This is a genomic window from Aliterella atlantica CENA595, from assembly GCF_000952155.1.
Lineage (GTDB): Bacteria > Cyanobacteriota > Cyanobacteriia > Cyanobacteriales > Chroococcidiopsidaceae > Aliterella > Aliterella atlantica.
In genome coordinates this window covers 39,618-54,037 of the sequence record NZ_JYON01000036.1, presented here as the reverse complement: position 1 = coordinate 54,037, position 14,420 = coordinate 39,618, and the positions used below count along the sequence as shown (strand labels likewise).

The 14,420-nt window shown below is 41.7% G+C and carries 13 protein-coding genes; 5 read left to right on the top strand and 8 right to left on the bottom strand.

The window, feature by feature from the left end:
- Positions 1–121: 121 nt before the first annotated feature.
- From UH38_RS22560 to UH38_RS22550, 3 genes are all read right to left on the bottom strand, one after another.
- Positions 122–1,081 (bottom strand): AI-2E family transporter, encoded by a 960-nt coding sequence (locus UH38_RS22560; protein WP_045056960.1) that lies wholly within the window; start codon positions 1,079–1,081, stop codon positions 122–124.
- A gap of 82 nt (positions 1,082–1,163) precedes the next feature.
- Positions 1,164–1,565 (bottom strand): hypothetical protein, encoded by a 402-nt coding sequence (locus UH38_RS26035; protein ID WP_052672527.1) that lies wholly within the window; start codon positions 1,563–1,565, stop codon positions 1,164–1,166.
- 25 nt (positions 1,566–1,590) lie between these two features.
- Positions 1,591–2,637: an HAD-IC family P-type ATPase gene (locus UH38_RS22550; protein WP_045056953.1), complete on the bottom strand. Its 1,047-nt coding sequence runs from the start codon at positions 2,635–2,637 to the stop codon at positions 1,591–1,593.
- Positions 2,638–3,116: 479 nt separating this feature from the next.
- Between UH38_RS22550 and UH38_RS22545 the strand changes: the two genes are divergently transcribed.
- The 5 genes from UH38_RS22545 to UH38_RS27510 all read left to right on the top strand — a co-directional run bounded on the left by UH38_RS22545 (position 3,117) and on the right by UH38_RS27510 (position 7,127).
- Positions 3,117–3,920, top strand: coding sequence for a bacteriorhodopsin (locus tag UH38_RS22545; RefSeq protein WP_045056952.1), 804 nt, complete (start codon positions 3,117–3,119; stop codon positions 3,918–3,920).
- A 142-nt stretch (positions 3,921–4,062) separates the two neighbouring features.
- Positions 4,063–5,076, top strand: coding sequence for a DUF389 domain-containing protein (locus UH38_RS22540; RefSeq protein WP_045056951.1), 1,014 nt, complete (start codon positions 4,063–4,065; stop codon positions 5,074–5,076).
- 156 nt (positions 5,077–5,232) lie between these two features.
- Positions 5,233–5,586, top strand: a complete 354-nt coding sequence (locus tag UH38_RS22535) for a phage holin family protein (protein WP_045056950.1) — start codon at positions 5,233–5,235, stop codon at positions 5,584–5,586.
- 29 nt (positions 5,587–5,615) lie between these two features.
- Entirely contained in the window at positions 5,616–6,959 is a 1,344-nt protein-coding gene (locus tag UH38_RS22530; protein WP_200892580.1) for a ferredoxin reductase family protein, read from the top strand.
- A 15-nt stretch (positions 6,960–6,974) separates the two neighbouring features.
- Positions 6,975–7,127 (top strand): hypothetical protein, encoded by a 153-nt coding sequence (locus UH38_RS27510; protein WP_200892579.1) that lies wholly within the window; start codon positions 6,975–6,977, stop codon positions 7,125–7,127.
- Positions 7,128–7,460: 333 nt separating this feature from the next.
- Here UH38_RS27510 and UH38_RS22525 read toward each other — a convergent pair whose 3' ends face one another.
- From UH38_RS22525 to UH38_RS22505, 5 genes are all read right to left on the bottom strand, one after another.
- Positions 7,461–9,032, bottom strand: coding sequence for a cation:proton antiporter (locus tag UH38_RS22525; RefSeq protein WP_045056948.1), 1,572 nt, complete (start codon positions 9,030–9,032; stop codon positions 7,461–7,463).
- 180 nt (positions 9,033–9,212) lie between these two features.
- Positions 9,213–10,538 carry a DUF2254 domain-containing protein gene (locus tag UH38_RS22520; RefSeq protein WP_045056947.1) on the bottom strand — a complete coding sequence of 442 codons (1,326 nt, stop codon included), beginning with the start codon at positions 10,536–10,538 and terminating at the stop codon, positions 9,213–9,215.
- Positions 10,535–11,557: a mechanosensitive ion channel family protein gene (locus UH38_RS22515; protein ID WP_200892578.1), complete on the bottom strand. Its 1,023-nt coding sequence runs from the start codon at positions 11,555–11,557 to the stop codon at positions 10,535–10,537. Before UH38_RS22515 ends, UH38_RS22520 begins: the two co-directional genes overlap by 4 nt.
- 275 nt (positions 11,558–11,832) lie before the next feature.
- Positions 11,833–12,786 carry a mechanosensitive ion channel family protein gene (locus tag UH38_RS22510; RefSeq protein WP_045056946.1) on the bottom strand — a complete coding sequence of 318 codons (954 nt, stop codon included), beginning with the start codon at positions 12,784–12,786 and terminating at the stop codon, positions 11,833–11,835.
- Positions 12,787–12,920: 134 nt separating this feature from the next.
- Positions 12,921–14,204 (bottom strand): DUF389 domain-containing protein, encoded by a 1,284-nt coding sequence (locus UH38_RS22505; RefSeq protein WP_045056945.1) that lies wholly within the window; start codon positions 14,202–14,204, stop codon positions 12,921–12,923.
- Between the last annotated feature and the right edge of the window lie 216 nt (positions 14,205–14,420).

Genomic DNA, 14,420 nt, shown 5'->3' with positions numbered 1-14,420 from the left:
CCGCAAAGCTTTCGCGGTTTGTCCTGAACAATTGGATGCGGCAGCGATGGGATGAATTTGATAACTTTCGTGATTGTGTTGATGCCGCCTTCAAAGACTGTCCTAATGTTCTTGCGTAGAGCTATAGCGCTAACAATAATCCTAAAAAACCAAAAAAGCTGGTAAAAAATATTTGCGCCGTGAGAGTTATCGCAGGTAATAGTGCTACCTGATGCGCCATGACAGTAGGAGTTAACCAATAGCTTTCAATATTCTGAATTGCTAGGTACAAAATTAAAACTGCACCTGCTTTCCAAGGAGCATCTAATAGAGCGATCGCCATTGGTAATACAACACTCAAGGTTGGTCCAATATTAGGAATAAAGTTGAGTACCCCAGCTAAAATAGCATGGGCGAGTATTAGTGGTACTTGCAAAATCCATAAGCCTATACCACTCAAAGCGGCAATAAATACCATTTCTATTAAAGCACCTACCGTCCAATTCTTTAAACCTGACTCACAAAGCAAAAGAATTTCATCAACTCGTTTGCGGTAGAAAGAAGGGAACAGTTTTATAAATCCTTGTCGATAAGGTTGGGGATTAACTAGCAACATAAGTGTCAAAACTAATACCAAAAGCAGTTGCAATATAGCGCTAATAGGTAGAAACAAAAAATTAAAATTATTCCTAAATAACTGGTTGGCTAAAGGTTGAACTTGCTGAACTATTTGTTGAACTAGAACATTTATATCGGGTAAATCTGGATACCATCCTAAAATACGATCTTCCAAAGTATTTAACCAATCTTGAATCCGTGTCAGTCCATTGGGGAAGAGTTTTACAAGTTCTTGAAACTGCTCAACAAAAGGCGGCACAATCAGCAACAAAAAGACAATAAACAGCGCAAATGAAGCACTGACACTTATAAAAATAGCCCAAGGACGCTTAATGTGTAGTTTTTGAAATTGTTGTACAAGCTGATTTATTGCTGTCGCTAACACCACTGCTGTAAATAAAAGTAATAGTATTTCTCGAATTTGCCAAAGAATGTAGAGAGAAATAATTGTAGCTAATAAGCCAATCCATTTACCAAGTTTCACAATGCGTTATCTCAATATTCAAAAGTAGGAATATCGCCCGCCCTATAAATAACGATATTTAAATAAACGGGTAAATATTTGTCTATTTATAAATATTATGTCTAGGATAATAGTCGGGGCAATTAATTGCTTCTGCTTTTAAAGCCAGGTCTGGATGTACCGCGCATTTAAGATAATAGTTGTGGCTAAAGAATCGACAAAGTTTACAAGGAATTTGGCTTGAACGTTTGGAGGTAGCATCTTGAATTTTTCCGGTTTGATAAGACTTAAATGATTTAATAATTATTAGCGATACAGCAAACACAAAAAAATAAATAACAGTTAAAAGCATTTCACTGCTATAACTTGTCGATTCAGATTGCACTTTTACATTTATTTCTTCTTTGTTCGGTCTTACATCAACGACCTTTACTAGCTCTAGAGCTTCTTGCCTAAAGTTTATTTGTGTTTGTGCAAAGTCATTTAATAATTCATTATTATTCATCTTAGTTATCTCTTTTGTAAGCCACTTAGTTATGAGGATATAAGCGATTGACTAAAGCAGATGTCGGAATCATTGGCAAGCCTACAACTAGATAGATAAACCACTGATTTAAGTTCAGTGTCGTTGTATAAAATAAGTTGTTCATAAAACTCAATTGACTGAACAACACTTGTAAAATTACAGCACCGATAATACCAATTACAATTGCTGGGGCAGTATCGATATTTACTGCTTTTCTTTGCAGCTTACCTATGAAATCATTACTTAATTGACTAATGCTCAAAAGATAGAAAATTCTGCCCGCTACTAAAGATTGAATTGCCATTGTGCGAGCTAAATCGATATTTCCCGTAGATTGTTGCACCCATTTAAATACACCAAAGATGACAATCCAGTTAAAGGCGGAGATAATCAAAATGCGCTTTAACAAATTGCCCGACAGCAAAGGCTCCTTGGGGTTGCGTGGGGGATATTCCATCTCTCGCTTGGACTTTGGCTCAAAAGGCGGTTGAGTGTCCTTTTCTACGGCAATTGATTCACCTGTCAGTGCTGATTCATTGACTTGCAAGTTACGGACTTTAATTAGTCGCAAATCTCCTGGTACTATGTCTCCAGAGGCGAGTAGCACTATATCGCCAGGGATTAACTCTGTAGAAGAAATTCGTACTTTTTGCCCGTTACGAATGATATTTGCTTCGGTGGTGACTGAGGAGGCTAAAGCAGCGATCGCACTTTCAGCTTTTGCTTCTTGCACGTAACCGATGATGGCATTAATGACTGTAACACCCCAAATTACCCACGCATTTGCCCAAGAGCCGAGTAAAGCCTTAATTGCTCCAGCTATCAGCAGTATGTATAGCAATGGCTGGTTAAATTGCCCGATAAATCGCAGCCAAGGGCTTTTTCCTGGTTTACTCTTGATTTCGTTAGCCCCAAAGTGCTGTTGGCGCTGTACCGCCTCGTTAGCAGTCAAGCCCAATTCTAGATCGCTCTCTAAATGTCTAGTGACTTTTTCTACTGACAAATAATGCCATTGAGATTCCAGCAATTGTTTGGTTGCGGTTGCTGTCATATTGTTCGCTCCGAGAGGGTATGGTAGGGCAATCCCACAACTAAAGCGGATTCGATAGTTTTACGCGATCGTGCAAGTCTCTACCTAAATTTAGTTTTAGAGACAAATGTGACTAGAAAGTGATAACTGTCATTTTTTACTCACTTTTCCAGACAATGCTAAAAATAGACTTTTTTAAATAAGTTGAACTTAATTAGAAACAATAAACTTTAGGCTGTAATCTTTGTGAAGTGTTGTATCTGTTCTTCCTCTAATAGAAACTCAAGAAAGTTTCAAGCTTTTAAACGCCTGTAAAAATTGTTTGTACTTCAGATTGACAGCAAAATTAATATTTAACTCACTCTGTAGATAGATAAAAAGCAAACTGTAATAATGATTCATTAAAAAAACGAATAGCCAGAAAGCAAATTGGACTTATAAGTAGACACAACGTCTTATTCTCTAAAAATGTCCAATTTTCAACGATTGTGAGGTAAATTATGGATTTGCAAGCTTTATTTCATTGGCTATACATTATTGGCATGGCGATCGGTGCTATTCACTTTATATTACTAGGCAAAAACCCGCGCGGCGTTCCCCGATACGAATATTTAGTTGCGTCTTTTATTCCTATTTGGTCAGGTTTAGCTTATCTGTCAATGACTTTGCCGCATGGGGAATTAGAACAGGGAAAAATTGAAGTTGCAGGGCAAATTGCCCATTTTGCCCGCTATATAGATTGGGTTGTAACTACACCGTTGTTGCTATTAGCCTTATCTTGGACAGCAATGCACCATCTACAAAAAAAAGACTGGACGCTAATTGCTTCATTGATGATGACACAAGTAATTGTCGTCGTTTGTGGCTTGGTTGCTGATTTATCGACAGTACCTTGGGTGAGATACTTGTGGTATATCAACGGAGTTATTGCTTTTTTGGTTGTTTTAGGCGGAATTTGGGGACCTCTGCGTGCCAAAACTAGAAGCCAAGGAGCGGAGTTATCAAGCTTTTACGATCGCCTAACGACCTATTTCACAGTGCTATGGATTTGTTATCCAGTTGTGTGGATTCTTGGTCCTTCTGGGTTTGGGGTTTTTAATCAAACCGTCGATACATTTCTATTTTGCTTAATTCCTTTCTTTTCTAAAGTAGGATTTAGCGTCATCGATTTACACGGCTTACGCAACCTAAGTAGCTCATCGCCAACTAGCGTTGATAACACTGTGAGCAATGTTATGCATTTTTTGGGCAGTATAACTAATGATTCAGAGCGGCGGCGTTTAGCAAGGAGAAATAGAGCCTAAAATTTGCAACAGGTATTAGCGATCGCTAAAAGATAAATTTTTATCAATGAATTTAGGTGTTAGTATCCGTTTTACTATAGGGTATTAAAACGCTTTTTTATGCCTCTTGCCTGCTTGCAACCAAAATACAAGGAATAGCAGCTTGTCAAAGATAAACAATATACGCGCTCGCTTTAATAACTTAAAAGATAAAAAAATTCCGCTACAGCAAGTAGAGGAAATGCGTCGAGGATTGCTAGAAGAATCGACCATAAGTATTACTTACCTGGTATTGATTTTAGGTTCCTGTGTAATTGCTACATTAGGGCTGCTTTCCAATAGTGCGGCGGTAATTATTGGGGCGATGATTATTGCTCCTTTGATGTTGCCAATTCGCGGAGTAGCATTTGGAGCATTAGAAGGCAATGTTATCCTTTTTCGTAAAGGTTCAATAGCAATCTTAGTGGGAACTTTTCTGGCAATTGCTTTAGCTTTTTTTATCGGCTATTTAGTAAGCTTGCCCGTATTTGGTAGCGAGATTATCAGCCGTTCAGCACCCACTTTACTAGACTTAGGCATAGCTATTGCTGCTGGAGGGATCAGTGGTTTTGCTAAAGTACAGCCGAAGATTTCTGAAAGTGTAGCAGGAACGGCGATCGCTGTTGCGCTGATGCCACCAATTTGTGTTGTTGGTTTAGGTTTAGCTCATGCTAATTGGGGGCTTAGTCTGGGTGCAACTCTGCTTTATTTAACTAATTTGTTGGGCATTACTCTTTCTTGTATGCTGACATTTTTAATTACAGGTTGTACTTCTGTAAGGCGTGCGCGTAAAGCTCTACTTTGGACGCTGGCTTTTACTAGCATACTGATTGTCCCTTTGAGTGCAGGGCTATTTAGATTAATCAGGCAATCTCAGCTTGAAGCTAGTGTTAGGCAAGCACTGCTAAATCGAACTTTTACATTGCAACGCATGGTATTACTTAACAGCGATGTTAATTGGTTCTCTAACCCGCCTCAAGTCCGCTTGAGCGTTCGGAGTAAAGAACCTGTAACTCCAAGACAAGTAATGCTTTTAGAAGAATTTTTAGAAAAAGAGATTGGTCAAAAATTTACGTTGATTTTTGAAGTTGGAGAAATTGAAGAAGTTAGAAGCGCTGCAAGAAGTTCTACCTTTTAGTAGATGTTTTAAGTTTAAACAGGGTTATTGTTAACCAAGTATATTGGGCGCTAACTTGGCTTATATGTATCACTTTTGAGTAACTTTTGTTGTCAATACTAGAAGCACAAACAGACGCAAGCGAAATCAAATAGTTATTATGTGGGAGTTTTTGCCATGACTGGATTATTTGTTTCTTGGTTAGTTACCACGCTTAGTTTTCTGATTATTTCTCGACTACCAGTAGGGGTAGAAATTGACAGTTTTGGTAAAGCAGCAATATCAGCAGTAGTATTTGGAATTTTGAATGCAATTTTACGACCAATACTAGGGTTTTTTACTTTTCCCTTGATTTTGCTAACGTTTGGGTTGTTTCTATTTGTGTTGAATGCAATTATCTTCGGACTAGCAGCAGCAATAGTTCCAGGGTTTCGCTTGCGTTATGGAATTTGGAGCGCTTTGATTGGCGCGATCGCCTTGAGTGTAATTAACTCCCTACTCTTTAATCTGCTTGCAGCACTTAGATTGTAACCGTAGCAAAATTAGGAGGCGATCGCCAGATGAGAAGTCTACTAATGAGAAATCCCATAGTTATTGGGATGTCTTGGATAGCTGTATATTTAGGAATTATTGTTTTACCCTTACTGGTTCTACTTTTTTACCCGCCTACACCAAACGCAGAACGGAGCTTTTGGCTAGAATTTTCTGTCGCCCTTGGCTTCATTGGGCTAGCAATGATGGCAATGCAATTTGCTTTAACTGCTCGGCTCCACCCTATAGAAGATTCTTACGGAATCGATCTAATTCTTCAGTTTCATCGCTACACCTCAGTAGTTGCCTTCTTTTTCATCCTTGTGCATCCATTAATTTTGTTTATCGACAACCCAGAAACACTGCAACTATTAAATTTCTTTCAAGCTCCTTGGCGGGCTAGAGCAGCAGTAATAGCTACATTGGCGCTGATTGCGCTGGTTGTGACCTCAATTTGGCGCAAACGCCTGCATATACCTTACGAGCCTTGGCGGCTTGCTCATGGCATTTTAGCAGCGATCGCCGTTGGTTTTGGTTTAGGTCATGCTTTGGGTGTAGGCAACTATTTAGAACTATTCTGGAAGCAAATTATTTGGGTGGGTATGGCGGCGGCGGCGCTGTGGCTGCTATTGTACGTCCGCTTGCTCAAGCCTTTGTTTATGCTCAAAAAACCTTATTTGGTAGAAACTGTAATTCCCCACCGAGGTAATGTCTGGAATCTAGTTTTGCGACCGAGAAGCCATCAAGGGCTAAATTTCCAACCAGGTCAATTTGCTTGGATAACTTTGCAAATTTCTCCGTTTCGGATGAGAGAACACCCTTTTTCTATCGCTTCTAGTGCCACACATCCAGATCGCTTAGAGTTTGGGATTAAGGCTGTAGGAGACTTTACAAACACAATCAAAGATGTAAAACCAGGCACGAAAGCTTACCTTGACGGTCCTTATGGAGTTTTTACCACCGACCGCTATGAGGATACAGCCGGATTTGTCTTGATTGCTGGCGGTATAGGCATTACACCAATTATGAGTATGCTTGTCACCTTAGCCGAACGCGAAGACGAACGTCCTTTACTGTTGATTTACTCTAGTAAGTCGTGGGAAGACATTACTTATCGCGAAGAAATTGAGGCTTTAAAAGACAAGTTAGACATTACAGTGGTCCACGTGCTGCGAGAACCATCAGAAGATTGGTCGGGAGAAAGTGGCTACGTTGACAAAGAGTTGCTGCAACGCTACATCCCTAAACGTCCCGCAACTCGTAACTACTTCATCTGCGCTGTACCAAAAATGATGGAGCAAGTAGAGGCAGCCTTGCACGACTTGGGAGTGCCTGTTACGAACGTCCACATGGAACATTACAATATCGTCTAGCAAAATTAACAGATTATGCGTTATGACCTTATGGTTCAGCTAGTAGCAGCCATTACTTTGATTTTTCTCGGTACGGCAGCTATGTTTGCCTGGTTGCAATACCGTCCAGGTTTAGAAGAAAGGACGCAGAGCATTTTACCAGTTACCCGCGATCGCCTGAAAGTTTGATACTAATTAATCAAACTTTCAGGCGTGAGGCGATCGAGTTGAACGACAGATTTCCAGCTAGCAAGTAGTAGGAAAGAAGGAAAGGAAACGAAAATAGATGCAATTTCCTTTGCCTTTCCTCTTAACTTTTACCCTTTAAAATTGACTTGACAAGCACGCAAATTATATCTGGGTACTTAACTTGTAGTTTCACAGTTCTTGGTGAACTGGTCATGAAATGTTTATGAGAGTTTTTTCATGAAAACCCTAATATGGCGATCGCGATCGATTAAACTTTCAAGCGATCGCCCATGCCGCGAACAGTCTGTATGCGTTCGGTTTGAAGCTTTTTACTTAACTAACTTTCTCATCGCTAGCGCCTACTACTTCTGATAGCCAAGGGGATAGCTGTTTATTCAACCGTCCGGCTTTGACAAATTCAGCGTAAGTGTTGGCTTCAATTGCTAAAAGTTCTGCTCGTACTTGCTCTGTTACATAGTCTTGAAGATGAGGATACTCCTGCTGTAACTTGTTAATTTCTAATTGCAGATCCTCAATCCCGCCTTTAACCAAGGCTTCTTGATAGCGGTAAAATTCTGGCTCTATATCTGGGCGCTGGTCTGTTTTTAGGTGGTCTAAAACGCGCTTGAGGGCAACAATACGCGCCACAAATTCCATATACTGCTGGCGTAACGGTCCGTCGCCGATTAATTTGAGCTTTTGCACTAAAGGTTTGACGGTTAACCCCTGAAATAGCAGCGTAAATAAAACTACACCAAATACAGTAGCAATAATTTTATCTCGCTCTGGCAAGCTAGCAGGTACGCTCAACGCTAGAGCAATAGAAACAGAACCGCGCAACCCTCCCCACCACAGAATAGTTTGCTCGGATAACCCGATTGCAGACTTGGTTAAGTAATTGCTGAAACTACTCAGGGTATAAATAGCGATCGCCCGCGTGCAAATCATCGCTATGATTGTCAGAGCAATAATTCCGATGTTGTCTCCGATAGTAGAAAAGTGAACTTGGTCGCCAATCAGCAGAAACACAATCGAATTGACGAAAAATGCTAAAAATTCCCAAAATTCGCTGACAATAATCCGAGTGCGGGGATTCATACCGATGCGAGAACCAAAATTCCCCAAAATCAAGCTAGTCGTCACTACCCCAATTACTCCAGAACCGCCTAAATCTTCAACAATCAAGTAAGTACCATAAGCAGCAACCAAGGTTAGCGACTGTTCTACTAAAGGTAAATCGAATCTTTGCGTCAAGTAGGAGATACCAAACCCGATTAAGCTTCCTACCGCTATACCAACACCGACAACAGTCAACAATTGCACCACAATCGGTTGAAATGCTAGTTCAGCTTTTCCTAAAGGCAGTGCTACCAAAAAACCAAAGGCAACTACTGCCATGCCATCGTTGAATAAGCTTTCGCCTTCCATCAACGTAGTCAGACGACTAGCTACACCTAACTCTCGAAACAAAGCTGTAACTGAAATTGGATCGGTTGCAGACAAACTAGCACCAATCAGTAAAGCCGTAGTCAACGATATTCCTGCCAGTTGATTGAGACTAAGCGCCATCCCCACAATGGAAATAACAACTCCCATAACGGCATAGAGGCAAATCGGTACTAAGTTTTGCTTCAAATGCGACCATTTCAAATTCCAAGCAGCTTCAAATAGTAACGGTGGCAGAAAAATTGACAAGATTAAGCCAGGGGAAAGTTCAATGAGGCGGACATCAGCAAACGCTAAACCTAAACCGACAATTACCAGTAGCAAGGTATAGGGAATTTGGCGAAACCAGCTAAATATTTGTGGTAGTGTCGCTACGCTTAAAGAGACTGCCAATACCAAAAGAAACTGCTTTAAGTTTGTTTCAATTGCGACTTCGCCTATTGCTGATTCAAGTGCCATGCGCTAAATCTCAGTAAACTTTAACAGTTGATTCTACTTAAACCATTGCTAAAGTATGACTACCTGGCGACAGGGCTTCAATCGAGTAGTATAAGTTAGGCGTTTGTTCAAAAGTAACGAATTTCTCGGCTGGGCTAGTTTGAGCAATTAAAAGAATGTTTCTGGCTTGCTACTTGCCATCTAAAGCGCTTTTAAAACTGCTTGATATTGCTTTTCAATATCTTGTTTATCTAATTCTTCTGTAACTGCCTCTTGACTATCGCGCCTAATCATTTCCGCATGGCGGCGTAGTGCTGCACGATCTTGCTGATTTTGAGTATAACGAGCAATAGTAGCGATCGCCTCCAGCAAACGGATAGTTACAGCCACATCAGAATTACTATACTGGCGGATCTGGTTAAAGGCAGCATCAGTTAGCCCTGCAAACGTCACGCTTTGGGCAATGACGCGCAAATTACCCAAGTCGTCGTAGCGGTAGGGAGAAGGAAAGTCTCGCCCCGCGAGGCGCGATAGCCCCGCACTCAATCTGTCAATACACCGAATTGCTGTAAATGGATCGTTGATTCCAGGCGAAATAGCCCGCAAAGCAACTTCAACTAATTGATGGATGGGAAACTCTATATCCTGTTGCTCGGTGCGTTCTTTACCTAAAATAAAGGCATCCCGCAACTTTTTGGTCAGTTTTTGATTTACTTGTCCGCCAGAATAAACCGTAACTAACTCGCTACCTTGGACGACAAACTTGCCTGGTCGAAATTCTAGGCGCATTAGTAGATCGAGTTTTGAGGCAATTTGCATCAACTCATCATCATCAATTGCTTGCAAATAACCGCTTTTTGCCGCTTTAACTGGGTAGGCATCTACTGCAAAATCTGCTGGGATTTCTACCTTTGATTGCCCAGATTGAGATAAGCCTTTGCCAATTTTTGCCGGAAATAATCGCTCTGTAGCGCGGTCGAGATCGGCGCTGACTTCAGATATAACGTGCGATGCTTGAATGATAGTAGAGGCGTGATGGATAAAGTAGATCAACAAACTAATGCTAACTAACGCTAGCACTAAAGCAATTGTCACCGATAGTTGCGGGATGAAGGAGTCGTAATCATCCCCGTCTCCTCGCACTGTCCGCAGCACCAGCAAGCAGTAGATAAACGTGCCAATAAATGTCCCTAATACAACTTGATTGCCAATATCGTGCATGAAGTTACGCAGCAAGCGGGGACCAAAATTAGACGCAGCTAGTTGCAGCGCCACAATTGTAATTGAGAAAACAGTACCCGCAACGGTAATCGTCGAACCAGAAATGGCAGAGAGCATTGCCCGCGCACCATCTGTACTGCCAGTGTATATCCAGCCCCAGTTTTTCAACGGTCCATAATAGCCTTGGCGATCGAGGTTTAACATCGCATTAGCCAAAGCGATCGCAATTGCTACGATCGCTGCGGGTACAAAAAAGTAGCTCGATTGCAGGGAGTCCCAAAATTTCGCAAGTTTGACGTTTTTCATTTATCATCGCCTGCTGTGCGATTTTGACTGCCATTGCCATTACCGTTTTTTGCGGCGCGGATCTCAGCTAGATGCTGGAGAGAACCGCTGATATTGCGTGGTTTTGGCACTGTTTTGTTGCCACTGGGCCATCCTTCACGCTGACGATGGCGATCGCCATCTGTTTCTTCGGTTTGGTCGTGAAATAGAATTTGTTGTGTAGGATAAGGCAGGTCTATACCATTTTCTAACAGCTTTTGCTTGATGGCAGAAATTACCTTGTCCCGCGAAGTGAGATCGTCTATTCTTCTAGGTGGTTTAATCCACCAACGAGCGCGGATGTTGACGCTACTTTCAGCTAGTTCTAATAAAAGGACATCGGGAGATGGATCTTTTAAAATCTCATCTATGCTACTGATTGTTTCTAGCATCAACCGCTTTGCTTCTTCTACATCGTCACCGTAACCGATGCCAAAATCGTATTCCATCCGACGACTATCATAGGCAGTATTAACAGTTACCGAATTTGTAAATAATTCTGAGTTGGGAATAACTATCCGGCGACCATCGTAGGTTTTGATTGTTGTTGCCCGCGTTTGAATATTTTCTACTGTTCCCTCAAAGTTTTTGAACACAATTTGATCGTCGATTTGGAAAGGCTCCGTTAATAGAATTAGAATGCCTGATAGGAAGTTTTGCAAAATATCGCGAAAAGCAAAGCCAATTGCTACTCCACTAATACCTAATAGCTGGACTAAATCTCCCGCTCTAAATGTTGGAACTACGATTGATAAAGCGACAAACAAACCAATCAAAATCATTGTCCCTTGAGCTAGCCGTCCTAGCACCATACCTAAATTGCGTGCCTGTCGATGCCTGCGAGTAATACGTTTTACTAATAGTTTCAGCCACCGAGCAGCGAAGAAAAATAGAATAAAAACAATCAGTGCCAATAAGATATTTGGCAGCATGACAATAAAGCTTTCAACTAATCCGCCAATTTTGTCCCATGCTGCTGTTATTGCTGCTTGAATATTCATAGCTGTTAATCCTAATGCCTATAAATTAGCTATTTAAACTTAGATTTTGAACTGATAACTTTTACATCTATATAAATTTTTTAATAAAGAAACTGTTTTAAAATAAAATAACATTCAGTATAATAATTGATTGCATGGTTAAAATCTACCTGCAGTTAGGAGAGCATCACTTTTAAGAAGCAGAAAATATAATTTTGCATATTTGGGAGACAGCGATGTGTAAGTAAATGAAGTTTAAATGCAAACAACGTTTTTACTTAGATGAGTGCAGCAGACTAATGCTGGAAATTTTCTTTGATATTATCAATTTGTAGGGGAGGCAATCCGACAATATTGTAAGTCGTCGTAGCAATATTAATTCCCGCTGCGTCGAAAGCTTTGAGTAGATCGCGGCTAACAGTATCTTTAAGATCGCGAATCCCGTGTTCTCTAACGACAAAGCGGACAGTTAGTTCTAACCAGTTGTTCGTAATCCGATAGTAGACCTTTGGTGTTAAATCGGCGGCATGGAGAAAATAGCGATCGCGCATCACCCGTAAGGATTCCTGACTCATCTGATTGATATTTTCCGTATGGCGAGCAGCGCAATCTAACAAAATTTGTTCGGCGACTTGGCGATCGGCGCTGTAAGAAATGGGAATGCTGATTTCCTCCCAAAGGTAAGGAAAATCCTGCGTGTAATTGTAAACTGGTTCCTCAAAAATCCTGTCATTGGTGACAGTGACAATTCTGCCAGTGAATTGACGGCTTTTGACCCAGCTAGGAGAACTCGAATCTTGAATCGAAACAGGCTGTCCCATCTCCATAATTTTGGTATGGATAAAACCTAGCGCAATTACGTCGCCGCGCACGCCACCCATAGTAATGCGATCGCCAACACTAAAAATATTACTCCGCAAAATTACAAAGTAACCTGCGATCGCCGCAATCACTTTTTGCAGAGCAAAAGCGATACCTGCTGTAACTAAACCGATTGCAGTAGCAAGTCGATTGGGATTGTCAAACCAAATTTCTAGCAGCCCCAAGATTAAAAGTACGGCTGTCAATAAATTTAATCCTTGCCCTGCCCAAAACCAGATTTGTCCGTTGTAACGATTGCGGATCGATTCTCTAATAAAAGCATTAGCTACACGACGCAATAGCCAAAGTACAAGCAAAAATGCGATCGTAAACAATACCTTTAATCCGATTTCGGTATTAATGCTAATAAAATTGAAAATTTGCTCCAACTTTTAACTCCTGTTTTAACCGCGATAAATAACGTACATTCCACCAATGTATAGGGCAAGCAGCGCTAGTCCATCCCAAGGAATGTATATTTTGGCGAGCGGCGCGCTAGATGAACTCAACAGCAGTTGAATCCTCAAGTTTGATTTGGTGCTTCTAAGACGTTGACATCAATAAGTGGTGTCACATTAAAGCCTTGTGCTAATAAGCGCGTTTGGATCGCTCGTGTAAGCGTGTTGCTAATTTCGTCACTTGAGACGGTGACTCCCGATCGACGCTGGACGTAGACAACACCCAGCAGCGTATTTTGCCCTCCAACTTCTGAGCGAGTGAAGCGGACGTTAGCCTCTACCAATTGGGTAGTGCCACTTGCGTTTATCACCTGATGAATTTCAGCAGTAGCGCGTTGGGCGCGGGTAGAACGCATAAACTCTGGCGGGTTACTCAACTGCCAAGTTAGCAAAATAATCAACGCTGCGACTGTTACACCTAGAGTTGCTGCAAATACCCACTGCTTGCCCCGCCCGTAGCGAGATCCTCGTGTAGATAAGCCAAAGAGGCGAAATAACATAGCAGCAGTCAAGTTGATTCCCACAAGTTGCAGCAACAAGACAAACAATCCGCTGATTACCATATCCCACCTGCCGATCGCCACTGCCATCCCTACCAGTCCCGCTGGCGGCGCTAGCGAGGCTGCAACGAGCATTCCTACTGCTGCTCCAGAAACCAGGCTACTTCTTTCTGATTGCACGAGATTAAGCGCACCTGCTGCACCTGCTGCTAAGGGCAGTAGCACCGCTACTGAGGATAGTTCGCTTGTCTGTACCATTTGAGTTGTGGCAATCTGCTGTTGCAGAATTATACTCAGGGCTAGAGCAACAACTATTGTCACTACCAGGGCGCTAAAGTAACGTAACAAGCTGCGTTTGAGCAACATTATGTCTCCCCTGGCGGTAGCGATCGCTAAATTCATTGCTGGACCTGCAAACGGTGCAATCAGCATTGCAGCAACAAGTAGATAATTAGTATTGGTATATAAACCAATCCAAACCACCACGCCCGCCGCCGCCGCATATCCTAGAAAGCCTTTCCAAGAGCCGACACTTTGCAAACCAGCTAAAAAGATTTCAATTGGGCTGCGAAGTTCTACACTTGTAACTTGCTGCGGCGCTTCCTCTGGCGGTGGTTGTAGCGCCATTACTCCTTGGGGGATCAAAGTAACTTGCAATTGCGGCAAAGATTCCAACTCTGCTAATAATCCCTCAATTTTATTATTGGAGATATGGACGATCGCTAAGTCGATTGCACCATTGCTCCCAGTTGCCTCAAATAGTGCTAAGTTTGCCCCGTCAAAAGCTTTAGCAGTTTCCAGCACTTGTCTGCCACAGCCACGCGGAACTTGGATTAGTAACTGACGCATAAAATCCTCTTACTTGTTGCGATGCCTGGATATTTGAATCATAAAAAGTGTGACGCGATGCCTTAAAAATTTAGTAATTTTTAGTGCTAAATCTCGACTACAACGTGCCAGGCTAGTACGCTATTGCATCTTGATATCGGTTATGAAGTTATAATTCGTGCTAAAGTGCTAGCCAACAAAGCCGCTCGCAGCGATCGTCCCTCAACAACCTACCAC

Bases quoted from the DNA above. Each gene is read 5' to 3' on its own strand.
- UH38_RS22520 (WP_045056947.1), bottom strand. From the start codon at position 10,538: ATGAAAAACGTCAAACTTGCGAAATTTTGGGACTCCCTGCAATCGAGC.
- UH38_RS22535 (WP_045056950.1), top strand. From the start codon at position 5,233: ATGACTGGATTATTTGTTTCTTGGTTAGTTACCACGCTTAGTTTTCTG.
- UH38_RS22525 (WP_045056948.1), bottom strand. From the start codon at position 9,032: ATGGCACTTGAATCAGCAATAGGCGAAGTCGCAATTGAAACAAACTTA.
- UH38_RS22545 (WP_045056952.1), top strand. From the start codon at position 3,117: ATGGATTTGCAAGCTTTATTTCATTGGCTATACATTATTGGCATGGCG.
- UH38_RS27510 (WP_200892579.1), top strand. From the start codon at position 6,975: ATGCGTTATGACCTTATGGTTCAGCTAGTAGCAGCCATTACTTTGATT.
- UH38_RS22550 (WP_045056953.1), bottom strand. From the start codon at position 2,637: ATGACAGCAACCGCAACCAAACAATTGCTGGAATCTCAATGGCATTAT.
- UH38_RS22530 (WP_200892580.1), top strand. From the start codon at position 5,616: ATGAGAAGTCTACTAATGAGAAATCCCATAGTTATTGGGATGTCTTGG.
- UH38_RS26035 (WP_052672527.1), bottom strand. From the start codon at position 1,565: ATGAATAATAATGAATTATTAAATGACTTTGCACAAACACAAATAAAC.
- UH38_RS22505 (WP_045056945.1), bottom strand. From the start codon at position 14,204: ATGCGTCAGTTACTAATCCAAGTTCCGCGTGGCTGTGGCAGACAAGTG.
- UH38_RS22515 (WP_200892578.1), bottom strand. From the start codon at position 11,557: ATGAATATTCAAGCAGCAATAACAGCAGCATGGGACAAAATTGGCGGA.